This window comes from Mycobacteroides franklinii (assembly GCF_002013895.1).
Classification (GTDB): domain Bacteria; phylum Actinomycetota; class Actinomycetes; order Mycobacteriales; family Mycobacteriaceae; genus Mycobacterium; species Mycobacterium franklinii.
The window spans coordinates 45571-67949 of record NZ_MAFQ01000017.1 but is presented as its reverse complement, the minus strand read 5'-3'; the positions used below and the strand labels follow the sequence as shown (position 1 = coordinate 67949).

Below are 22379 nucleotides of genomic sequence, written 5' to 3'. Positions count from 1 at the left end.
GCTACACGTCCGACGAGTACCTGATGCCGCCATCCGGAATGGTGACTCCAGGCCACACCCGGGCACCGCGGAGCAGCTCGCACCGTGCGCCGATGTCGGCGCCGTCACCGATCACCCCGTCGCGCACCAGCGCGCGCGGCCCGATCCGGGCGCCGAATCCGATGATGGAGCGTTCCACCACCGCACCCGCTTCGATGCGCGCGCCGTCGAACACAACCGCACCGTCAAGCCGTGCACCGGGCCCGATTTCGGCGCCCCGGCCCACCACGGTGCCACCGATGACCACCGCCCCCGGTGCCACCGAGGCACCGTCATGCACCAGCGCCTCGCCCGGATGCTCGGGGATCGCTGGTGACGGCGCGATCCCGCGAACCAGGTCGGCCGATCCACGCACGAAGTCCTCGGGCGTTCCCATATCGCGCCAGTAACTGGTGTCCACGTAGCCGCACACCTTGGCTCCACTGCTCAGCAGTCCCGGAAAGACCTCCCGCTCAACCGAAACCGGCCGACCCGACGGAATCTGCTCGATCAGCTCACGCCGGAATACGTAACACCCGGCGTTGATCTGATCGGTGGGCGGGTCCTCGGTCTTCTCCAGGAACGCGGTGACCCGGCCCTCGGAATCGGTAGGCACACAACCGAACGCACGCGGGTCACCGACCCGAACCAGGTGCAATGTCAAATCGGCCTGAGTCTGTTCATGATGCGCGAGAAGGTCTTTCAGGTCCAGACCGGACAGCACATCCCCATTGAAGATCAGGGCGGTGTCGTAGCGCAGGTGGTCCAGCACATTCCGGATGGCACCGCCGGTTCCCAGCGGCTCCTCCTCGTACACATAGGTGATCTGCAGACCCAGCTTGGCCCCGTCGCCGAACTCGGACTCGAACACCTCGGCCCGGTAGGACGTCCCGAGCACCACATGATCGATCCCTGCCGCGGCGACCCGCGACAGCACATGCGTCAGAAAGGGGAAGCCCGCGATCGGCAGCATCGGTTTGGGCGCCGACAGGGTCAGCGGGCGCAACCGGGTGCCCTGCCCACCCACCAAGATGACCGCATCGGCTTTCACAGTGCCGGGTAGAACTCTGTCAGGCATTCCCATCTCCTTGCTTGTCTCGGCGCCGATTGGCGCGGATGGCCGCGCTCACCACGATGGCGGATCGGGCCGCCAGCGCGCCCCGGATGCTCCAGCGCAATGGCGCCTGCCACCAGTGTGGATGCCGATCGGATTGGAAAATATAGACGCTGTCGTGGTGTGCGCCCAGGCTGCGCGCCGGATCGCGTCCGGCCGCATGACCTTTCGCATGCACAACCTCCGCGGTGGGCGCATACACGTTCTGCCAGCCCGCACGCGCGAGCCGATCCCCCAGATCGACATCCTCCATGTACATGAAGTAACGCGGATCGAATCCGCCGATGGCATCGAATGCCGTGCGTCGGAGCAGCAAGCAGGAACCCGACAGCCATCCGACGATGCGTTCGGACGGTTCCATCCGGTCCTGGCGGTAGGCCGCGGTCCAGGGGTTGGCCGGCCACACCGAGCCCAGCAGCGCGTGGAGCGCGCCACCGGTCAAGGTCGGCACCACTCGCGCCGACGGGTACACGGTTCCATCGGGCTCGCGAATCAGCGGTCCCAGTGCGCCCGCGGCAGGCCACCGTTGCGCGACCTCCAGGAGGGCGTCGATGCTTCCGGGGCCCCACTGGACATCGGGGTTCGCGATCACAATCCATTCGGCAGCGGGGTCAACCTGGGCGACCCCCAGGTTGGCGGCCTTCCCGTAACCGACGTTGCCGCCGGTACGGAGCAGCTCCACATCGGGCTCTTCCGCGGCGGCCTCGGGCGCACCGTCGGTCGAGCCGTTGTCGGCCAGGATCACCCGCAGCGGCCGATCCGTGGCGTGGCGCAGCGTTCGGAGGAAACGGTGTAGGTGCTCGCCGGGCGAGTACGTCACCGTCACCACGGCGACCTGATCAGTCACCGAAGAGTCGCTCGCGCGATGAGGATCCAGCACGGTGCTAGAGGGTACCTACCCCTAGTGTGTGGCCAACGCCTCAGCCAGCGCCTCCCGCCAAGGACGCAGCGGCGGCAGACCCGCGTCGGCCCACTGGGTGCCATCGAGCGCCGAGTAGGGCGGGCGCGGAGCCGGCCTCGGCATATCGACGGAAAGGCACGGCTGGACCCGCGAGCTATCGGCCCCGACCAGGTCGAATACCTCCTTCGCCCAGTCGAAGCGATTCACCACCCCGCCCCCGGTGGCGTGCAGGATCGGGGCGTCGACTTCTGCCGCCGTCAAGTCCAGTAGTCCCTCGGCGAGATCGGCGGCATACGTCGGAGACCCTGTCTGGTCGGTGACCACGCGCACCGGCCCGTCGCCCCCGGCGAGCCTGCGCATGACTCCGACGAAATCGCCGCCCACACCGGTGTACACCCAGGCCGTACGCACCACATGCGCAGACGGCAACGTTTCGTGCACGGCCCGCTCCCCGGCAAGTTTGGTCCGGCCGTATACGCCTTCCGGGGCGGTAGCGGCATCGGTCCGGTACGGGGCCGGCGGGGCATCTGCGAAGTAACCGCTGAAGACATAGTCGGTGGAGATATGGATGAGTCTGGCGCCGACATCTCGGCACACCTGCGCAACATTGGCTGCACCGGTGGCGTTGACCGCGTATGCCCTGGCCTCATCCGATTCCGCGGCATCGACGGCGGTGTAGGCCGCGCAGTTGATGACGGTGTCCCCCCCAGCAACCACACCGTCGGGCGCATCACCAGCGGTAATATCCCAATCGGAGGACTTCAGCGCCCTGATCGCCAGACCGCGCCGCGCCGCGCGGGCGATAAGATGAGAGCCCAATTGGCCACCCGCTCCGGTGATAACAAGCACATCTAGAGTCTGGCACGCCGAGTTCGCTTCCGAAGGATGGGCATCACCCCGACGTAGCCTGGACCAGGCTTGCGACTCGTTGCCCGGCGAAATGCCCGGCCGGAAGGAATGGACCGACATCGTGACTGACCCGCACGCTCTACGCGCGAGCGGCTCATCGCAGACGGAGCCACCGCGCCCCTTGTGGCGGGGTATTGCCACGCTGGCAGCGGTCGCCGTCATGGTGATCACCGGCGCGGCCTGGGGAAAGATCGGCAACATCGATCCGAACATCGCCCGGTTTGATCTTCCCGGTCTGTTCGGCAACGCGGGGAAGCCCAATGACGGCGCGATCGACATTCTGATGGTGGGTGTCGACAGCCGTAGCGATGCGCACGGCAACCCGCTCTCGCAGGAAGAACTGTCGATGTTGCGCGCCGGGGACGAAACCGCCACCAACACCGACACCATCATCCTCATCCGCATCCCCAACAACGGGAAGTCCGCGACGGCGATCTCCATCCCGCGTGACTCGTACGTCACCATTCCCGACGGCACCAAGGGGAAGATCAACGGCGTCTACGGCGAGGCCAAGGAAAACGACAGAAGGAAGCGTGTCGAATCCGGCGAGACGCTGGAGGCCGCCGAGCGTGAATCAGTCGATGCCGGGCGTTCGGCGCTCATCCAGACCGTCGGCAAGCTGACGGGTGTCACCGTCGATCGGTACGCCGAGGTCAGCATGCTCGGGTTCGTGCTGATGACCGATGCGCTGGGCGGCGTCAACGTGTGCCTCAACGAGGCCGTCAACGAGCCGATGTCGGGTGCGGACTTCCCTGCCGGGCCGCAGACGCTCGACGGCCCGAACGCTCTGAGCTTCGTGCGTCAGCGCCACGACCTGCCCCGCGGCGACCTCGATCGGGTGGTGCGGCAACAGGTCGTGATGTCGTCGTTGGCGCATTCGGCGCTCTCCGGCGGCACCCTGACCAACACCACCACGCTGGGCAAGTTGCGCGACGCGATCACCCGCACCGTGGTGCTCAGCCAGGGCTGGGATGTCATGGACTTCATCCAGCAGCTGCAGGGACTGTCCGGGGGCAACATGGCATTCGCGACGATCCCGATCCTGCGCGAGGACGGCTGGACCGAAGACGGCTCGCAAAGCGTCGTCAAGGTGGACCCCGACCAGGTGCGTAGCTGGGTGTCCGGGCTGTTGGACCAACAGGCGCAGGGCAAGGCCGAGGAAGCCACCTATTCCAGAGATCAGACGACCGCCGACGTGGTGAACGAGACCCAGATCAACGGGCTCGCCGCCGCCGTGTCGGAACTCCTGTCGGGCAAGGGATTCACCGCAGGCAAGGTCGGCAACAACGACCGTGATCACGCGGGCAGCAGCCAGGTTCAGGCCGCCTCACAGGATGACCCGGGCGCCAAGGCGGTCGGCGAGGCGCTGGGGCTGCCCGTGGTGGAAAAGCAGGGCCTGCCCGAACACACCGTCCGGGTGGTGCTGTCCAGTGATTACCACGGTCCCGGGTCTGGTCGTGAGACCACGCCTGCCGCCTCGGAAACCGGTTCCACCGAACAAGACTCACCCCCTCCGCCCCCCTCGCCGATTTTCACGGCGGCCAACGGACCGCGTTGCGTCAACTGATGACAACGCTGACCTCACTCCTGCTGGGCGATATGAACAATCCCGCCCCACGGATCACCTACTACGACGATGCCACCGGTGAACGCATCGAACTCTCGACAGTGACGCTGGCCAACTGGGCAGCCAAGACGGCCAACATGCTGCGCGACGAGTTGGGTGCGGGTCCCGGGTCCACGGTGGCGGTGCGTCTTCCCGCGCATTGGCAGACCGCGGGCGTGCTGCTCGGAATCTGGTGGGCCGGTGCCGAAGTGGTTTTTCGCGACGACACCACCGACGTGGCGTTCTGCGCGGCCGGCGACGAACCGGACGCGGACGAGATCTGTGTGCTATCCCTGGACGCATTCGGGCGCCCCGTGCCCAATTTGCCGCTCGGGCTGACCGACTACTCGACGGCTGTCCGGGTGCACGGAGACCGCTTCTCCCCGGCCGGCGCGGGACCCGCGCTGGACGGCCGAAGCGTCGACGAAGTGGCCGCATCCGCACGAGAAAGTGCTGTAGCACAAGGCATCACGACGCAGGACCGGGTATTGAGCTCGGGCCCCTGGCACACCCCCGAGACGCTGATCACCAATCTGCTGGCGGTGCTCATCACCGGGGCGTCGCTGGTTCAGGTGGCCAATCCCGATGCCGCCGCACAGGAACGGCGGGTTGTGTCCGAAAAGGTCACGAAGACTCTCCCCGCTCCTTAGCGCGAGCATGCCCAAATGTCCCGAATTCGGGATATTTGGGGAACGCCCATCTGCGTCACCACGCCGCGTGAGCATGCTCAAATGTGCCGAATATCGGCACATTTAGGCACATTTAAGCATGTTCGCGGTCAGGAGGTGAGGAGCGCGCGGCTCATCACGACGCGCTGAATCTGGTTGGTGCCCTCGTAGATCTGGGTGATCTTGGCATCGCGCATCATCCGCTCCACAGGGAAGTCGGTGGTGTATCCGGCGCCACCGAACAGCTGCACGGCATCGGTGGTGACCTCCATGGCCACATCGCTGGCGAAGCACTTGGACGCCGACGAGATGAAGCCCAGATTCTTTTCGCCACGCTCGGCGCGGGCGGCGGCGGTATAGACCATGAGGCGCGCGGCCTCGACCTTCATCGCCATATCGGCCAGCATGAACTGCACGCCCTGGAAGTCGCTGATGGACTTGCCGAACTGCTTGCGGTCCTTGGTGTACGCGATGGCCTGGTCCAGTGCACCCTGGGCGATACCGAGCGCCTGGGCACCGATGGTCGGACGGGTGTGATCCAGCGTCTGCAGCGCGGTCTTGAACCCGGTGCCGGGCTCACCGATGATCCGGTCCCCCGGGATGCGGCAGTTCTCGAAGTACAGCTCGGCGGTCGGCGAGCCCTTGATGCCGAGCTTGTGCTCCAGCGGTCCGACGGTGAATCCCTCGTCGTCCTTGTGCACCATGAACGCCGAGATGCCGTTGGCCTTCTTCTCGGGGTCGGTCACCGCCATGACGGTGTACCAGGACGACTTTCCGCCGTTGGTGATCCAGCACTTGGAACCGTTGATGATCCAGTCGTCGCCGTCGGCCTTCGCGCGGGTGCGCATGCTCGCGGCGTCACTGCCGGCCTCACGCTCGGACAGCGCGTAGGAGGCCATGGCCTCACCGCTGGCGATCGAGGGCAGCACCTGCTTCTTGAGCTCATCGGAGCCGTTGAGGATCAGACCCATGGTGCCGAGCTTGTTGACGGCGGGGATCAGCGAGGACGAGGCGCAGACCCGGGCCACCTCTTCGATGACGATGCAGGCGGCCACGCTATCGGCGCCCTGACCGTCGTACTCCTCGGGCACATGCACGGCGTTGAAGCCCGAGGCGACCAACGCATCGAGGGCCTCTTGCGGGAATCGCGCCTTTTCGTCGACGTCCTTGGCGTGCGGTGCGATCTCTTTTTCGGCCAGTCCCCGGATCGCCGCACGCAGCTCGTCGTGCTCCTCGCCCAACTTGAACAGGTCAAACGACGGGTTCCCAGCCATCACAGCCTCCAGAGTCGATCAAAGTTAGTCGCCGTTAACTGTACGTCACGCTCAAATCTAGTCCTCCAACAGTCTGCGCCGCAGGGCCTCGTCTTTCTCCAAAACGGTGGCTTCCATACTCGCCTGGAAGGCAACGACCTTGTCCCGCAGTGCGGTATCGGACACCCCGAGGATTCGCGCGGCAAGTAGTCCGGCGTTGCGGGCGCCGCCGATGGACACCGTCGCGACCGGCACACCCGCGGGCATCTGCACGATCGACAGCAGCGAGTCCAGGCCGTCCAGCCGTGCCAGCGGCACCGGAACACCGATCACCGGCAGAGGCGTGGCAGAGGCCACCATGCCGGGCAGATGCGCAGCCCCGCCGGCGCCGGCGATGATCACCTCGATACCCCGCCCGGCCGCCGACTGCGCGTACTCCAGCATGCGTCCCGGTGTGCGGTGTGCGGAGACAACTCCCACCTCAAAGGGAATCTCGAACTCCGCCAAGGCGTTCGCGGCATCCGACATCACCGACCAGTCGCTGTCGCTGCCCATGATCAGGCCGACCCGTGCGCTCACGTTCTAGTGTCCTTCCCATCCATCGGTCCATACCGCGTGCGACAACCAGTGCGCCGCCCGCTCGGCACGCTCACGCACCTCCGCCACGTACTGCGGATCCGCCAGCGAACCATCCACGCGGCCTTGAATATTCACATGCCCGAGCTTGCGGCCCGGACGCTCGCCCTTGCCGTACAGGTGCACCTTCGCCTCCGGGATGCGGCCCATCAGATGGTGCATCCGTTCGTCGAGCGACATCGCGGGCGTCTCGCGCGCACCGAGCACGTTCGCCATGACGGTGACCGGGGCCAGCGGTTCGGTAGATCCGAGGGGGTAATCGAGCACGGCACGCAAGTGCTGCTCGAACTGCCCCGTGCGCGCACCGTCCATGCTCCAATGTCCCGAGTTGTGCGGTCGCATCGCCAATTCATTGACCAGCAGCCGGCCGTCATTGGTTTCGAACAGCTCCACCGCCAGACACCCCGTCACACCAAGCTCGCTGGCAATCCGCAGTGCGAGCCCCTCGGCCTGCAGGGCCAGCTCCTCGGGCAGCTTCGGCGCCGGCGCGATCACCACAGCGCAAATGCCATCGCGCTGAACGGTTTCCACCACCGGCCAGGCGGCCCCCTGCCCGAAGGGTGAACGGGCGACCATGGCCGACAGTTCACGGCGCATGTCGACACGTTCCTCGGCGAGAAGCTCGACACCCGCAGCCAGCTGCTCGGCGGCCACCGTGCGTGCCTCGTCCAGGCTGTCGGTGATCCACACGCCCCGGCCGTCGTATCCGCCGCGTACCGCCTTCAATACGACCTGGCTGCCCGTCTCCGCGGCGAATCGCTCGACATCGGAGACGGTCCGGATGTCGGCGAATCCCGGCACCGGCGCGCCGATGTCCCGCAGCTTGCGCCGCATGAACGTCTTGTCCTGTGCGTAGATGAGCGCCGACGGCGGCGGCTGCACGTTGATGCCCTCGTCCTGCAAGGTTTCCAGAAACGCGGTGGGGACATGCTCGTGATCGAAGGTGACCACGGTGGCGTCCTTGGCCGCGCGGCGTAGGTCGTCCAGGTCGGTATGCGAACCAAGGACTACATCGGGGGTTACTTGGGCCGCCGGTTCATCGGCGGCGTGGGCCAGAACCCGCAGGGTCTGACCGAGTGCGATCGACGCCTGATGGGTCATCCGGGCCAGCTGACCGCCACCGATCATGGTGACCACCGGAGTCGCGGACACGGATGAGCCGCTTGCGCGAAGACCATCAGACACAGACATATGGTGTCATGCTGGCCGCCGTGCCCAGCTAGAACGGTCTGTCTCCGCACATTCCGGCGCGCTCCATCTTGCGTACGGCGGGCCAATAGTCCTGAACCGCATAGTGTTGCGTTGACCGGTTGTCCCAGATGGCGACGCTGTTCGGTGTCCAACGCCACCGCACCTGGAATTCCGGGACGGAGGCCTGACGCACCAGATACTGCAGCAGTTCCGAGGCGCCGGGCGCGTAGTCGAAGCCGAAGCGCACGTTCTCCGGACGGTGATAGTTCACCAGGTGCGTGGTGAAGGAATTCACGAAGAGGATCTCCTCCCCCGTTTCCGGGTGGGTGCGCACCACCGGATGCTCAGCGTCCGGGTATCGCTCATGCAGTTCATGCCGCCGGTGCATCGACATGGCGGCACCGAAGCTGGCCTCGATCGAATGCCGTGCGCGCAGGCCACGGATCTGATCGCGCACTGCCGTGGGCAGCCGCCGGTAGGCCTCCGCCATGTTGACCCAGATGGTGTCGCCACCCACGGGCGGTGTTTCAACGCAGCGCAACACGCATCCCATGGGCGGGTTCTCCCGCCAGGTCGCATCGCAATGAAAGGAGTTCTCGTAATGCTCCGGGGCGCTGTCGATCTCCTTGTAGATCCGCACCAGGCCAGGGTGGTCAGGATCACTGTCGGCGACCGGATGGTCCTCGAGCGGCCCAAATCGCTGTGCCAGTGCCACATGGTCGGCACGGGTCATGTGCTGGTCGCGTACGAACAGCACCTTGTACTCCAGCAGCAGCTTCCTGAGCTCGCCGAAGAGCTCATCGCTGCGCGCCGCCTCGGCTAGATCGACATCGAACAGCTCGGCGCCAATGGTGCACGTCAAAGGCTCTACACGGATTTTGCTCAGCGGGGCAACACTATTCATGACAGCTTCCTTTTCTGGAGCTCACAGCGAGAAGATGGATTGACCGATGGACGTGCCGGACTCCAGATCGCGATGGGCCGCCACCGCGTCCTGAAGTTGGTAGCGGCGCCCGATATCGACGCGGATCCGGCCTGCGGCGATATGGCCGAACAGCTCGCCGGCCAGCTCCGCGCGCTCGGCCGGGTCCGCGATGTAATCGGCCAGCGCCGGCCTGGTCACGAACAGAGATCCCTTGGCCGCCAACTGCATCGCATCGATCGGTGGGACCGGGCCCGACGCCGTGCCGAAGCACACCAGCAGCCCGCGCCGGGCCAGCGAGTCCAGCGAGGATCGAAACGTGGTCTTTCCGATGCCGTCGTAGACGACGGGGACACCCGCTCCACCGGTGATGTCCCGCACTCGCCGGGCAACGTCCTCGCGCGGGTAGATGAGCACATGGGCACAGCCGTTAGCCCGGGCGATCTCGGCCTTTTCCTCGCTCGATACGGTGCCAATGACGTTGATGCCCAGTAGGTTCGCCCATTGCAGGAACAACAGCCCGACCCCTCCCGCGGCGGCGTGGAGCAGCACGGTGTCACCCGCCCGCAGCGGATGGATCCGTCGCAGCAGGTACCCGGTGGTCAGCCCCCGCATGGTGATGGCCGATGCGGTGTCGAAGGAGATACCGTCCGGCAGGTGGATGAGATGTTCGGCGGGCATGACGCGTTCGGTGCTATAGGCGCCCAGCGGGCTGCCCGTATAGGTGACGCGGTCGCCCACGCCGAAATCCGGCACGCCGGGCCCGGTGGCTTCGATGACACCCGAGGCCTCCACACCCATGCCTGCGGGTAGCGCGACGGGATACACGCCCGTGCGGAAATACGTGTCCGCGAAGTTCAGCCCCACGGCGTGATGCCTGATTCTCACCTCGCCGGGGCCGGGTTCACCCACCTCGACGTTCTGCCCGCGGAGGACCTCGGGTCCGCCGGTCTCGTAGATCCGCACTGCGTAGGCCATGGCCCGCCTTTCGTCTGGTCTCTGGGTTCATCTCCGACGTTAGGCAGGCGATATCCTGCATACTTGTCTTTACGGGACTGATTTCTATTCTTTTGGGGACACCATGGACGGCAGGCAGGTTCGGTTCGCCGCGCTGAGTGGGTACGTCGACGTAGCCAGAGCATCCGGGCTGGATCCGGCGCAGTTGATGCGGGAACACGGGCTGGACCCGGCAGGCATAACGCAACCCGACCATTGGGTGAGCGCCAGCGCTGTCGCCGCACTCCTGGAGGCCTCCGCCGATGCCTGCGGGCTGGACGACTTCGGCCTCAGGCTGGCCGAACGGCGCAGACTGTCCAGCCTGGGGCCGCTCAGCCTGGTGCTGCGGGAGCAACCCACAGTGCGCGATGTCGTCATGATGTTGTGCCGGCACGAATCCATGTACAACGAGTCCCTGCGGATCCGGGTGGTGGAACGCGACGGAATCGCCGTCATCCGGCTGGTTCTCGATGTGGGCGGAGCAACAGCCTGCACGCAGTCCACCGACTTGGCGCTGGCGGTGCTTGTCGGGGTGCTACGCACCTTCTTGGGAAACACTTGGCACCCGTTGAGGGTCAATCTTCGCCGCGCGAATCCCTCCGAGCCGGCGATACGTCACCGGGTCTTCGGACCGAGCATCGAGTTCATGCAGCAGCACGACGAGATCGTCGGATACACGTCCGATCTTGATCGCCGAAACGACCGTTTCGACCCACTACTGCATCAGTACAGCCAGGCGGTCCTGGAGTCATCGGAACGGCCCCGAGACGCGACAACCGTCGATCGTGTCCGAGATCTCATCGAGCTGCTGCTGCCCGTCGGCCGCTGCTCGGTCGATCATGTCGCCCGGAGCCTTGGTGTCGACCGGCGCACCGTTCACCGGCAGCTGGCCAGCGAGGGCACCAGTTTCACCGCTCTACTCGATGCCACCCGGCTCGATTTGGCCGACCACCTCGTGACACGCGGTCGGCACAACCTCACCGAGGTCTCCGAGATGCTGGGGTTTTCCTCACCGAGCAACTTCAGCCGGTGGTTCCGCGCGCATCGTGGGATGAGTCCCCGCACGTGGCGCAACCTGCGCGGCGGCGCGACCCGTAGCGGCAGCTGAACGAGGGGCCAATACTCGACGAGCTCGGCCGACCGCTTCGCACTGCCCTGCCATCTTCCGTACACTCGCCATTTGTGTCTTTCGCCGATGCCACCATCGCCCGGCTGCCCCGGTTCATCCGGCCTGTCGCTGAGCGGCACCATGAGCTGATCAAGTTCGGCATTGTCGGCGCCACCACATTCATCATCGACTCCGGCATCTTCTATGCGCTCAAGCTGACGATCCTGGAACCCAAGCCCCTCACCGCCAAGATCATTTCCGGCATCATCGCTGTCATCGCCTCGTACATCCTTAATAGGGAGTGGAGTTTCCGGGACCGCGGCGGCCGGGAGCGGCACCACGAAGCACTGCTGTTCTTCGCGGTCAGCGGCATGGGCGTGATCCTCGCCATGATCCCGCTGTGGGTGTCGAGTTACGTCTTCGAACTGCGCGTACCAAACGTGAGCCTGACGATGGAGAACATCGCCGACTTCATCAGCGCCTACATCATCGGCAACCTGCTGCAGATGGCCTTCCGGTTCTGGGCCTTCCGCCGCTGGGTGTTCCCCGACGAGTTCGGACGTCAGGGCGAGGACCCGATTGCTCTCGTCGCCACAGAGGCGGACGAGGAATCGGACGATGATCCGGAAAATGTCACCCCGCTACACCCACACACGGGGCTGCCCAGCAGCACCACCGCACATCACGGCACCGAGATGGGACGCGGCTTGTACGGCTCAGCGCATCACGTGGCGGGCGGCCGTTCCCGGCCGCGCCCGGTGGAGCGGCTGTCGCCCTCTTCCGAACCGAGGGTGTCGAAGACTTCGTGATACAGCAGCGAGTGGACGTACTCCACTCGCGGTATCTCATGGAATTCCAGCGGGTCCTGTGACGCCGATTCGATGATCAGCGTGCCGGTGCGCAGAATTCTGTCCACCAGGCCATGCCGAAATTCGACGCTGTTGATCCGCGCCAGTGGGATATCGATCCCCGAGCGGCTCAACAATCCGTGACGGAACATCACCCGCCGGTCGGTGATGACGAAGTGCGTGGTCAACCAGTTCAGGAACGGCCATACGCTGAGCCAGCCGACCAACACCAGCCAGACCACCCCGATGGCGATCATCACCACCTGCTTCGCGGTGGTTTGCCAGTCGGTGTTGTCGACCATCGCGGCCACAAAGGCGGCCACGCCCGTGGACAGCATCAACACCACCGCCGGGCCGATCAGCCGCTTCCAGTGCGGGTGGCGGTGTAACACCACCTGTTCGTCATCGGCGAGCACGTTCTCCGGATACCCCACGTGCAGCGACTTTACTGGTCGTTCAGCGGGCGTAGATGGGTGATGTCGCCCGCCGTGACCGCGGTGACGGTGCCGTCGGCACCCTCGATGCGCAGTTGTCCGTCGTTGCCGAGCCCAACGGCAACACCCACCAGTTCGCGGTCGCCCGGTAGCTCCGCACGCACCCGGGAACCCAGGGTGACACTGCGCTCCCGGTAGTCCTCCAACAACCGCTCGTCGACACCCCGCGCCGTCCGCCAGTGCTCAACACGGCCGCCCAGCTCACGAAGCACCGCGCGTGCCAACTCATCGCGGTCCGGGTTGGCCCAACCGAGGATCGTCAGAGATGTCGCATTGGGGTCGGGCAATTCGTGTTGGGTGAAGGTGGCATTGAGCCCGAGACCAAGCACGATGGCCGAATGGGGCGTCGCGACCTCGGCCAGGATTCCGCATAACTTGCGCCCGTCGACAATCACGTCGTTGGGCCATTTGAGCCCCGCTTGAATTCCGCTGACCTCGGCGACCGCGTCGACAATCGCCACCCCGGCCAGTAGCGGCACCAGCCCCCACCGATCCGGCGGTACCTCGCCCACTCCGATGCCTACCGACATCGACAACTGCGTGTGCGCGGGCGCACCCCAGTTGCGGCCGTGGCGGCCACGGCCGGCGGTCTGGTGCTCGGCGAGCAGCACGACGCCGTCGATGTCCTCCCCTGCCGCCGCGCGCGCCACCAGATCGGCATTGGTGGATCCGGTTTCGTCGACGATGTCGATGCGCCGCCAGTGTCCGCCGGGGCTGTCGGTGAGGGTCAGTCTGTCCGAAGTCACGGACTCAGCCTAGGCCGATAGACCGCGTCTGCCTCAGATGTAGTGCGCAAGTTTCTCTAAATAGGAAGCACAGATCACCCGGCCAGATGCGTGTCCAAGAAATTCAGTATCTGAGACCAGCCGGCTCCCGAAACTGCGCTGGTCGTTGTGACGCGACCTTCGACGCTCCGCGTCTCGGTCGCCTTCTCGACAATCTGGGACGGCCAAGGAGGAAGTGACGCAACGTGATTCCCGCCGGCCAACACCACAAAGGTCACGTCCCGGCCGGCGTCAGCCAGTGCACGGTAGAGGGTGGCGCCCTGCGCAAAGGGCACATACTCGTCCTCCGTGCCGTGCGCAATAAGAAATGGCGGCCCCTCGGCGCTGACATGCAGTGCGGGACTAGCAGCCACTGCCTGATCACGACGAGAACTCACCGAACCTCCGAGGAACATTCCTTCGGGAGAATCGGCGGCCTCATGTCTCCCATCGAACGCCGGTAACACGTCGACGACATCAGGCTCGACCTTGCCCGCGGCTATTCTCTGTGCCGCGTCCGGCAGCGCCTGCCGGTCCATTGCCGCAATATCACTGGGGGCCGACAGCACGATCACCGCGCTCACCGCCGATTCCCCATGACCTTCGGTACCCGCTACGGCCGCACTCCAGCCTCCAGAGGAATGGCCGATGTAGGCAAAACGCTTGGGATCCAACGAATACTGCGCAGCATTGCGCCGCAGGAACGCCACCGCGTCCAGAGTGTCATGCTTTTGGGCCGGGAATTGCGCTTGATAGCTTCCGCGCACAGCCACCGCGGCGACCGCGTACCCGTGCGGCAAGAGTTGCGCCGCGAACATTTCGCCAACATCTCGGCCCGACGGGGCGGTAAATCCACTTCCCATCGTCCATATCACCAGCGGCACTGGGCCATCGGCACCCCCGGGAAGATAGAGATCAAGCAGGTTCCCGGAAGGATCGATGGCATCGGCGGATTCGCGGTACGCGATATCCCGGACGATGATGTCTTCCGGCAATGTGTGTGTTCCTGCCCTTGCCGGCCACTCCTGCGTCCACGAAGCTCCACATGGCTCGAAGTGCCACTGGTGAGGTGGGCGTTCGCTGAGACCATCGGGAATGTCGGGTATCTGCGGCGACCATGCGGCTCCGGTAGCAATCAGGACCACTCGATCATCCGCAGATCGATAAACCTCCGTTCGGCACTGGGGGTCACGCAGAACAAACTGCGGCACTACGCTATTGGATAGCCAGGCAATGATTTGGTCGGCTTTTCCATCGATGGCTTTCGCCTCCCACATCGTGGTGCTGTAGCGAGTCACAGTGATGTCTTCCTGTTGAGTCGGGCAATATGGCGAGCTGCGCGCGGCTTCCGGTCGTGTTACCGAGTCTGGACGCGGCGCAACGGTGGGACCGATGGAACCTCCGGGGCGTTGGCAATGTCCTCGGCAGTCATCTTGAAGCTGTCGGGATACGCATCGCGCTGGGCACGCCGGGCAGGCTCGCTGGTGCGCCAGCAGTACAGGCACTGCTGGCACTGCAGCACATCCCAGATCCCCGGAACCGGTGACGCGAAGATCTTCGCTACGGTCCCGAATGCACAACGTGGACAAATACTGTTGTCGGACAACTGAGTTACCTCGCTATCTATTGTTTGCGGTCAGTTGGGTGAGCTTGAGCAGCCACTCATTCATCTCCGGCAAGTCGCGTACTTGGTTTCCATAGTTGCCACGGCGATCCGGCGCCACAGGAGTGGTGGCGTCGATGATGAGCTTGTCAACAATTCCTGCAGGACTTGCCTGAGGCGCCAGCTCCAGCACGGGAAGATTGGGGATTTGTACCAGATCGCCCGAAGGGTTCATCTTGGTTGACAGCGCCCACATCACCTGCGGGAGATTGAAGGGGTCCACGTCCTCATCGACGACGATCACCGTCGCCGCGTATCCGAGGCCGTGTGGCGTGGTCAGTACCCGCAGGCCGACGCTCTTGGCGAAGCCCCCGTAGCGGATCTTGGTGGACACGATCACAACCAGCCCATGCGTATATGTGGCATTGACCGCGCGCACCTCGGGGAAGTCTTTCTTGAGCTGTTGGTACAGCGGGACACAGGTATTGGCAGCCATCAAGTAGTCGATCTCGGTCCACGGCATCCCCAGATAGAGATGTTCGAAAATGGGGTCATCGCGATAGGAGATGCGATCGATGCGGATCACTGTCATGTTTCGCCCGCCGGAGTAGTGACCGGTGAACTCGCCGAAAGGCCCCTCGATCTCCCGTTTACGGCCTTCGATGACACCCTCGATCACAACCTCGGAACCCCAAGGTACCGGCAGCCCGTACAACGGAGACATCGAAATTGGCGCGGGCGCACCGCGCAACGCGCCGGCCAGCTCGTACTCATTCTGGTCGTACCCCATAGGAGTGGAGGCCACGATCGAAATCACCGGATCGTTGCCGAGCGTGATCGCTATCGGCAGATCCTCACCAACCTCTTCGGATTTGCGTAGATGCTGCGCGATGTCATGCATCGGGACAGGCTGCAGCGCAAGCTTTCTGTGCCCCTTTACCTCGATGCGATAGATGCCGACGTTTTGTTTTCCGGAATCTTCGGGGTCCTCCGGATCTTTGGATATGACAGCAGCCTTGTCAATGTAGAAGCCTCCGTCGCCGTCATTGAGCCGGATCAGGGGCAGTACCTCGAAAATGTTGACGTCGTCCCCGATTTGCGTGTTCTGCGCCCACGGCGGATCGGCCCGCAGCTCAGGTTTGACCGGGAATTGATCCCATCGCCGGATGAACTCGTCAACCTGTGCCTTGACGCCGGTCTCCTTGGGCAGTCCGAGCGCCAATGCGTGGTTGGCCCAGGATCCGTGCACGTTCATCGCAATCCGGGCACGGGTGAAACCCTTGACATTGTCGAAATACAAGGCCGGAGCGTTGTCACCGAGTCGGGGCGCGGCGTTGGCCGCCGCCGCGACATCGGGTTCGGGCATCACCTCGTCGGCGATATGCACCAATTGCCCCTCACTATCGAGGGCTTGGAGAAAACTGCGCAAATCGTCGTACGCCATGTTGGGTCCTATCTATGAGCAGGAGGTTCAGGAAGCGACAGAACACGTGTGGGCAGCCCGGATGCCTTCCCAGCGTTTGGCATCGGGGGCCGGAAGATCGAACTGGTCAAGGATGCGGGCCACAATGTGGTCGACGATGTCGTCCACAGTCCGCGGATGGTTGTAGAAGGCAGGCATCGGCGGCACGATCTGCACACCCATCCGCGACAGTGCCAGCATGTTCTCCAAATGGATTTCGCTAAGCGGAGTTTCGCGTGGCACCAGGACGAGTCTGCGCCGCTCCTTCAGGGTGACATCCGCAGCTCGGCCCACCAGTCCCTCGGCGTACCCCGCCCGAATCCCGGCCAATGTCTTCATCGAACACGGTGCGATGATCATGCCGTCGGTGCGAAACGACCCCGACGATATGGTCGCGGCCTGGTCTTCGGGGTGGTGCACGGTCTGCGCCAACCGGCCAAGTTGTGCGGCCGACATGCCGCATTCCAGTTCGATTGTCGTGCGGGCCCACCGGCTGAGAACAAGATGTGTCTCCACGTCGAGCTTCGAGAGCTTCTCCAGCAGCCGGATGCCAAGCACGGCGCCGGTGGCGCCGGTGATTCCGACAATGAGTCGCATGATGGTCTCTTTCGGTCAGATAGCGACCATGGTCTTGGCCGACAATCACTGATTTCCCTCAATTCACCAGTCAAATTACCCATACTCTGCGAGGCCGCCGAGTCCTGCCGCAGACTCGGTATGGTCAAAATCGGACATGTACTGTCGAGGCGGAAAGGGGAACAGATGACTGAATCCACCGTGGCTACAGTTCCGTTCCGGGAGCCGGAAGGCACGCTGCCCGGGGTGGCGGTGCTCACCTTGGCCGCACTGCTCGCCCGCGCCCGTGGGCACGGGGTCAATCCCCATGCCCCGTTACGCGCCGACTTCCACCATCTGATTGTGGTGAACAACGGGAGCCTTCAAACATTTGTCGACTTCACTGAATATGAACTGGTGTCAGAAGATTGGCTATGGGTACGCCCACATCAGGTGCTCGAGTTCGGTCCGGGCCTAGAGACATCGACCGGTTTCGCCGTGCTGTTTCGTCCAGGGTTCATCGATGAGACAACAGCCGCGGCGGTGCAGCTCGACCGGGTTGCGACCGCGAGTCCGCTGATTCAGTCGGCCTCTGCCACGAGGGCTGTGAAGGTCCTCGCCGACGAATACGGTCACCGCGATGACCTGCCCTCTGATGTTCACATCGACGTCGTTCGCCGCCTGCTTGCCGTCGTGTTGTTGTGCATCACCCACGCGGGGAACACCGACTCTGCCGCCGATACCGCGTTCATGCGCTTTCGGGACGCCGTCGAGTATGAATTCACACACAAGCATCACGTCCAGGACTACGCGCGGGCTCTCGGCTACAGCGTGCGAACGCTCACTCGAGCATGTCGAGAAGTGACCGGTCAAGGCGCAAAACAATTGATCGACGACAGGATAGTTCTGGAAGCAAAGCGTCTGCTTGTACACACAGAGCTGTCCAGCGCCGCGATCGGGGCACGAGTCGGCCTATCCAGCCCTACCGCCTTCACCAAGTTCTTTCGCGCGCGCACGGGCAAGACGCCCAAGGCATTTCGCGATGGCGCGCGGGGACGTCGGGAATCCCTGAGTGACTAGGCACGGGACTGCCCAAAGGTTCGCCGGTTTATCACACCACCGTAAGTCGCCACGAGTTCTAGCAGGTCATTCGCTACCAACAACGCCCCATAGCCGTTGCCCGTACTTGCCCGCCGATTCGTTGGTCAGCATCGCGTCATGGGCGCAATCGACCGGCTCAATGTGAACGCTTCCTGAGACATGCGGCGCCCACGACCGCGTGAGGAACGAGGCGCGGTCGTCTTGGTCGCGCTCCGCAGAGAACAGGGTCACATCACCGTCGAACACGCCCGGAAGGTGCTGACGATATCTCGTGATGTTGTCGTTGATGTTCTGCACGAACAAGGCGAAGACTCGCTTGTATCGAGCCAAGTCGGCTAGTCCTGCTTCGCGCAGCAGCTGCTCCATCTGCTCGTCGTTCCCAGGTTGAGGCTGGGCAGAAACCCCGGATAACAAAGTCTGGTCGATGGCCGGCTGCGCATCGAGCAGCACAAGACGCGAAATCGTGCGTCCACGCCGCTGCAGCTCGACGGCCACCTCATGCGCAACCACCCCGCCAAAGGACCAGCCGAGTAGGTTGTAAGGCCCTGTGGGATAAAGCTCTTCGATTCTGTTCGCGTAGTCGATCGCCATATCGCGAATTGACGACGGCTGGTCCGATGGCGCTTGCTGAATTCCGATGATCGGGCAGTCCAGGTAGCTGCCAAAGACGTGATACGGCCAGCTCACCCCACCGGCGGGATGTATGCAGAACAGCGGAACGCCGGACGCTTCGTGCAGGGTCTGGACGGGCGCTATCGTCGGCACATCGCCGGTGGCCACACCCAGCCGTTGACTCAGGCCCCTGACGGTGGGTGTCTCAAACACGACGGGCACCGGAAGGTCGGCATCCAGCGCCGTATTGATCGCGGCGATCAAGCGCATCGCCGAAATGCTGTCCCCACCAAGGTCGAAGAAGGAGTCGTCGACGCCCACCCGCTTAACGCCGAGAATCTGGGCGTAGATACCCACCAGGATTTCCTCGGTAGGTCCTTCGGGCGCGCGGTACTGGCTAACGACGTATTCGGGCGCCGGCAGCGCACCCGTGTCGAGCTTGCCATTGGCGGTCAGCGGCAATGCGCCGAGCACCACCACCGCCGCCGGAACCATGTATGCGGGCAACCGTGTCCCCAGCAGCGAGCGGATCTGCGCCGGATCGACAGTGCCAGTGACATACCCCACCAACCGTGTACCCAGTGGGTTCTCGTCGCTAGCGACCACGACCGCCTGCTCCACTCCCTCCAATTCGGCCAGCGCGGACTGGATTTCGCCGAGTTCTATGCGGTATCCACGAATCTTGACCTGCTCATCGGCGCGCCCCACGTAGTGCAGCTGCCCGTCGGCTCGCCAGCGCACCAAGTCTCCGGTGCGATACATCCGCGACGCGGGTTCTCCGAACGGGCAGGCCACATACCGCGATGCGGTCAGTCCGGCGCGACGCAAATACCCGGGCCCGACACCGTCGCCCGCCACATACAACTCACCGACAACACCGGGCAGCACCGGCCGTAACCACCCGTCCAAGACAAACAGCGCCGCACCCGGTACCGGCGATCCGATGGGCGCCACTCCGGCCCCCGCAGTCAAGCCCACACTCACCGAGGCGCAGATTGTGGTCTCGGTCGGGCCGTAGGCGTTGATCATCACCCGCCCCGTCGCCCAGCGGTCCACCAGATCGGCTGGGCACGACTCCGCCCCGAGAACCAATGCCACCGACTCCAAACCCTCGGGAGAGAGGGCACCCGCTGCAGATGGGGTCTGGCACAGGACGTCGACCTTTTCGGTGATAACCAAGGCGCGGAGATCTTCTGGTGAATGCACGACAGCATCCGGCACCACCACCAGCCGTCCACCGTCCAGCAGCGCGCCCCAGATCTCCCACACCGAGAAGTCAAACGAATACGAGTGGCTCTGCGACCACACGCCCGCCTTCGGCAGTCCAGCCTCAAGAGAACCCAACAGCTGCGTGAGATTGTGATGAGTAATAGCAACACCTTTGGGCACACCGGTGGTGCCTGAGGTGTAGATCACGTAAGCGACACCCGCCGCATCCGGCCACGGCAGCGGTGCCGGGGACTGCACATACACCGCGAGATCGTCGACATCGATAACGGCGAGATCATGGCCGAGTAGCCGAGTCCGCAGGTCCGACGAGGTCAGCACCGCCACCGGCGCGGCGTCGGCGAGCATGAACCCCATCCGATCCGTCGGCAACGCCAGGTCGATCGGCAGATAGGCGGCTCCGGTTTTCAGCACCGCCAACATGGCCGCAATCGCGTTCGTCGAGCGCGACAACAACAGCGCCACAGTCTGCCCCGGACCCACCCCGTTGGCCATGAGTATGTGCGCCAACCGGTTCGACAGTCGGTCAAGCTCGCGGTAGGTCGTGGACCGGCCCGCATCGACGACCGCTACTGCGTTCGGGATGCGCGCCACGTGTCGAGCGAACAGCTCCGGTATGGAGATGCGTGCGCTTTCGGGGCAAGTCAGAGTTGCCCGGTTTCCGAAGTCCGCCAACCGCGCATGCTCGCCGGCATCAAGCAGATCCAAGGACGACAACTGCCGCGCCGGATCGGCGGTCATCACCGTGAGCGCTCGCTGTAGTCGGCCGATCACCGCTTCGATGGTGTCCGCACTGAATACTTCGGTGTCGTACTCGACGCGCAGTCCCAGCTCGCGCCCGGGCTGTGCTTGCACCGTCAATGGGTAGTGGGTGGATTCCCTGCTGACAACATCGGAGATGGCCAGCTCCCTGTCGGCCAGCGCCACCCCGGTGTCGGTCGGATAGTTCTCGAACGCGAAGAGCGTGTCGAAGAGTTGATCGTGGCCGGTAACGCGATGAATCTCGTTGAGCGTGAGGTGCTGATGGTCCAGCGTGAGGTTGTGTGCATCTTGTAGCTGCGCCAGCAGGTCACTGACGGTGGTTGTCGCGGTGAGGTTGGCACGCACCGGGACGGTGTTGATCAGCAGTCCCACCATGGATTCCGCGCCGTGCACCTCCGGTGGCCTACCGGAGACGGTGGTACCGAACGTGATGTCGCGCTGCCCTGTCAGCGAGGCCATCACCACAGCCCAGGCCGCCTGCAGCACGGTGTTGACGGTCGTCCGGGACGAGCGGGCCAATGCGGATAGCGCGTGAACGGTGTCGGCCGGTACTTCGCAGGATCGACTGCCACGCAAGCCTCGTCCCAGCCGGTGTCCCGGACTCACCAGAGTGGGAGTGTCGAGGTTCGCGAATACCTCGCGCCAGGCCGCGCGCGCAGCCTCGGTGTCGCGTGCCGCGAGCCAGCTCACGTAGCCGCGGTAGGGCGCCGCCTCCGGCAGCGCATGACCGTAATAGCCGGCGAAAATCTCACCCAACAGAATCGGCATCGACCAACCATCGAGAACAATGTGGTGGTTGGTGAGCACCAGCCGATGCTGGTGCTCACCGGTACGGATCAACGCCACCCGGAAAACCGGTTCGTTGGCGAGGTCACATACCGCCGCACGCTCGGTCGCGCATACCTGGAAAACCTGGGCATCGATGTCATGAATGGTCTCGCCAGCGAGATCGACAAAACGCCAGGCGATTACGGGGTCGGCGGGAATGACCTGCACCGGTTCCTCGAACTGGCCATAGAACCGGGCGACCAGATTCGGATGGCGAGCGATGACCGCCTGCATCGCGGCGCGGAGGCGGAGCTGGTCGAGCGGACCGCGCAGACCGATGTCCATCTGCATCGCGTACAGATCTTCAGCACCACGAATGGCATTGGCGTGGAAGAACAATCCCTGTTGCAGGGGTGTCAGCGGCAGCACATCATCGATGCGATGCAGGCGCGCAAGTTGGTCGATCTCGTGCTGACTCAGGCGGGCCGGTGCGATATCCGACGGAGTGAACCCGCCGCCACCGGAGCGCACCAGGGCGCAGATGCCGGCGAGGGCCTCGAACCAGAGTCGGCTCAGCCGACGTACCTGGGCTTCGGTGAGAGCCGAAGGCGCCCAAGTCCAGTCGGCGTGCAGGTGCGGGCCGTCGCCGGTGTCTATGGTGACGGCGTTGAGCTCCACGGTGTGCATCAGCGGCATGGGTATCGCCGTGGCCACGCGGGTGGCCGACGATCCGTCCTGGCATATCCGCCAGCCATCGGCGGCCATATCGGTTCCCGGGCCGCCCTGGCGCCCGAAGTAGTTGAACCCGATCACCGGGTCGGCCCCGTTCACGTCGACATCGGTGTTCAGGTAGCGCAGCGC

General features: G+C 64.3%; 20 protein-coding genes (1 of these 20 running past the window's edge). 5 read left to right on the top strand and 15 right to left on the bottom strand.

The window, feature by feature from the left end; translation table 11 throughout:
• Position 1 precedes the first annotated feature (1 nt).
• The 3 genes from manB to rfbD all read right to left on the bottom strand — a co-directional run bounded on the left by manB (position 2) and on the right by rfbD (position 2882).
• Complete coding sequence (manB, locus tag B4393_RS23850; RefSeq protein ID WP_078336241.1) at positions 2–1096, bottom strand: mannose-1-phosphate guanylyltransferase; 1095 nt, start codon at positions 1094–1096, stop codon at positions 2–4.
• Positions 1089–1961 (bottom strand): glycosyltransferase family 2 protein, encoded by an 873-nt coding sequence (locus B4393_RS23845; protein ID WP_078336275.1) that lies wholly within the window; start codon positions 1959–1961, stop codon positions 1089–1091. Before B4393_RS23845 ends, manB begins: the two co-directional genes overlap by 8 nt.
• A gap of 72 nt (positions 1962–2033) precedes the next feature.
• Positions 2034–2882, bottom strand: a complete 849-nt coding sequence (gene rfbD / locus B4393_RS23840) for a dTDP-4-dehydrorhamnose reductase (protein WP_078336240.1) — start codon at positions 2880–2882, stop codon at positions 2034–2036.
• 121 nt (positions 2883–3003) lie between these two features.
• Between rfbD and B4393_RS23835 the strand changes: the two genes are divergently transcribed.
• Positions 3004–4509: an LCP family protein gene (locus B4393_RS23835; protein WP_078336274.1), complete on the top strand. Its 1506-nt coding sequence runs from the start codon at positions 3004–3006 to the stop codon at positions 4507–4509.
• Positions 4509–5198: a TIGR03089 family protein gene (locus B4393_RS23830; RefSeq protein ID WP_078336239.1), complete on the top strand. Its 690-nt coding sequence runs from the start codon at positions 4509–4511 to the stop codon at positions 5196–5198. The genes B4393_RS23835 and B4393_RS23830 overlap by 1 nt, the downstream gene beginning before the upstream one ends.
• A gap of 128 nt (positions 5199–5326) precedes the next feature.
• Here the strand turns inward: B4393_RS23830 and B4393_RS23825 are convergent, their stop codons facing one another.
• From B4393_RS23825 to B4393_RS23805, 5 genes are all read right to left on the bottom strand, one after another.
• Positions 5327–6490, bottom strand: a complete 1164-nt coding sequence (locus B4393_RS23825; RefSeq protein WP_005056217.1) for an acyl-CoA dehydrogenase — start codon at positions 6488–6490, stop codon at positions 5327–5329.
• Between the two features lie 57 nt (positions 6491–6547).
• Positions 6548–7048 (bottom strand): 5-(carboxyamino)imidazole ribonucleotide mutase, encoded by a 501-nt coding sequence (gene purE, locus B4393_RS23820; RefSeq protein WP_078343963.1) that lies wholly within the window; start codon positions 7046–7048, stop codon positions 6548–6550.
• 3 nt (positions 7049–7051) lie between these two features.
• On the bottom strand, positions 7052–8257 hold the full coding sequence (locus B4393_RS23815) for a 5-(carboxyamino)imidazole ribonucleotide synthase (RefSeq protein ID WP_109558562.1): 1206 nt from the start codon (positions 8255–8257) through the stop codon (positions 7052–7054).
• A gap of 67 nt (positions 8258–8324) precedes the next feature.
• Positions 8325–9200, bottom strand: a complete 876-nt coding sequence (locus tag B4393_RS23810) for a TauD/TfdA dioxygenase family protein (RefSeq protein WP_078336237.1) — start codon at positions 9198–9200, stop codon at positions 8325–8327.
• Between the two features lie 21 nt (positions 9201–9221).
• Entirely contained in the window at positions 9222–10196 is a 975-nt protein-coding gene (locus B4393_RS23805) for a quinone oxidoreductase family protein (protein ID WP_078336236.1), read from the bottom strand.
• A 103-nt stretch (positions 10197–10299) separates the two neighbouring features.
• On the opposite strand from B4393_RS23805, the gene B4393_RS23800 reads away from it, so the two are divergent.
• Positions 10300–11322 carry an AraC family transcriptional regulator gene (locus B4393_RS23800; protein ID WP_078336235.1) on the top strand — a complete coding sequence of 341 codons (1023 nt, stop codon included), beginning with the start codon at positions 10300–10302 and terminating at the stop codon, positions 11320–11322.
• A 74-nt stretch (positions 11323–11396) separates the two neighbouring features.
• Positions 11397–12131, top strand: a complete 735-nt coding sequence (locus tag B4393_RS23795) for a GtrA family protein (protein ID WP_078336234.1) — start codon at positions 11397–11399, stop codon at positions 12129–12131.
• On the opposite strand, the gene B4393_RS23790 is transcribed toward B4393_RS23795, so the two are convergent.
• The 6 genes from B4393_RS23790 to B4393_RS23765 all read right to left on the bottom strand — a co-directional run bounded on the left by B4393_RS23790 (position 12047) and on the right by B4393_RS23765 (position 17090).
• Complete coding sequence (locus tag B4393_RS23790) at positions 12047–12604, bottom strand: PH domain-containing protein (RefSeq protein WP_078280016.1); 558 nt, start codon at positions 12602–12604, stop codon at positions 12047–12049. The genes B4393_RS23795 and B4393_RS23790 overlap by 85 nt on opposite strands.
• Positions 12605–12615: 11 nt before the next feature.
• Positions 12616–13410 (bottom strand): biotin--[acetyl-CoA-carboxylase] ligase, encoded by a 795-nt coding sequence (locus B4393_RS23785; RefSeq protein ID WP_078336233.1) that lies wholly within the window; start codon positions 13408–13410, stop codon positions 12616–12618.
• Positions 13411–13484: 74 nt separating this feature from the next.
• Complete coding sequence (locus B4393_RS23780) at positions 13485–14423, bottom strand: prolyl oligopeptidase family serine peptidase (RefSeq protein ID WP_157901328.1); 939 nt, start codon at positions 14421–14423, stop codon at positions 13485–13487.
• Positions 14424–14785: 362 nt separating this feature from the next.
• Positions 14786–15034, bottom strand: a complete 249-nt coding sequence (locus tag B4393_RS23775; RefSeq protein ID WP_078336231.1) for a non-oxidative hydroxyarylic acid decarboxylases subunit D — start codon at positions 15032–15034, stop codon at positions 14786–14788.
• Positions 15035–15047: 13 nt separating this feature from the next.
• Positions 15048–16475 carry a non-oxidative hydroxyarylic acid decarboxylases subunit C gene (locus B4393_RS23770; RefSeq protein ID WP_078336230.1) on the bottom strand — a complete coding sequence of 476 codons (1428 nt, stop codon included), beginning with the start codon at positions 16473–16475 and terminating at the stop codon, positions 15048–15050.
• A gap of 27 nt (positions 16476–16502) precedes the next feature.
• Positions 16503–17090 (bottom strand): non-oxidative hydroxyarylic acid decarboxylases subunit B, encoded by a 588-nt coding sequence (locus B4393_RS23765; protein WP_078336229.1) that lies wholly within the window; start codon positions 17088–17090, stop codon positions 16503–16505.
• A gap of 165 nt (positions 17091–17255) precedes the next feature.
• Here B4393_RS23765 and B4393_RS23760 point away from each other — a divergent pair, with 165 nt between their 5' ends.
• Positions 17256–18128, top strand: coding sequence for a helix-turn-helix domain-containing protein (locus B4393_RS23760; protein WP_078336228.1), 873 nt, complete (start codon positions 17256–17258; stop codon positions 18126–18128).
• Positions 18129–18194: 66 nt separating this feature from the next.
• On the opposite strand, the gene B4393_RS23755 is transcribed toward B4393_RS23760, so the two are convergent.
• Positions 18195–22379, bottom strand: partial view of a non-ribosomal peptide synthetase gene (locus B4393_RS23755; protein WP_078336227.1) — the 3' portion only. The gene runs 26916 nt beyond the window's last position; the window shows 4185 of its 31101 coding nt (coding positions 26917–31101); the start codon falls outside the window, past its right edge; the stop codon is at positions 18195–18197.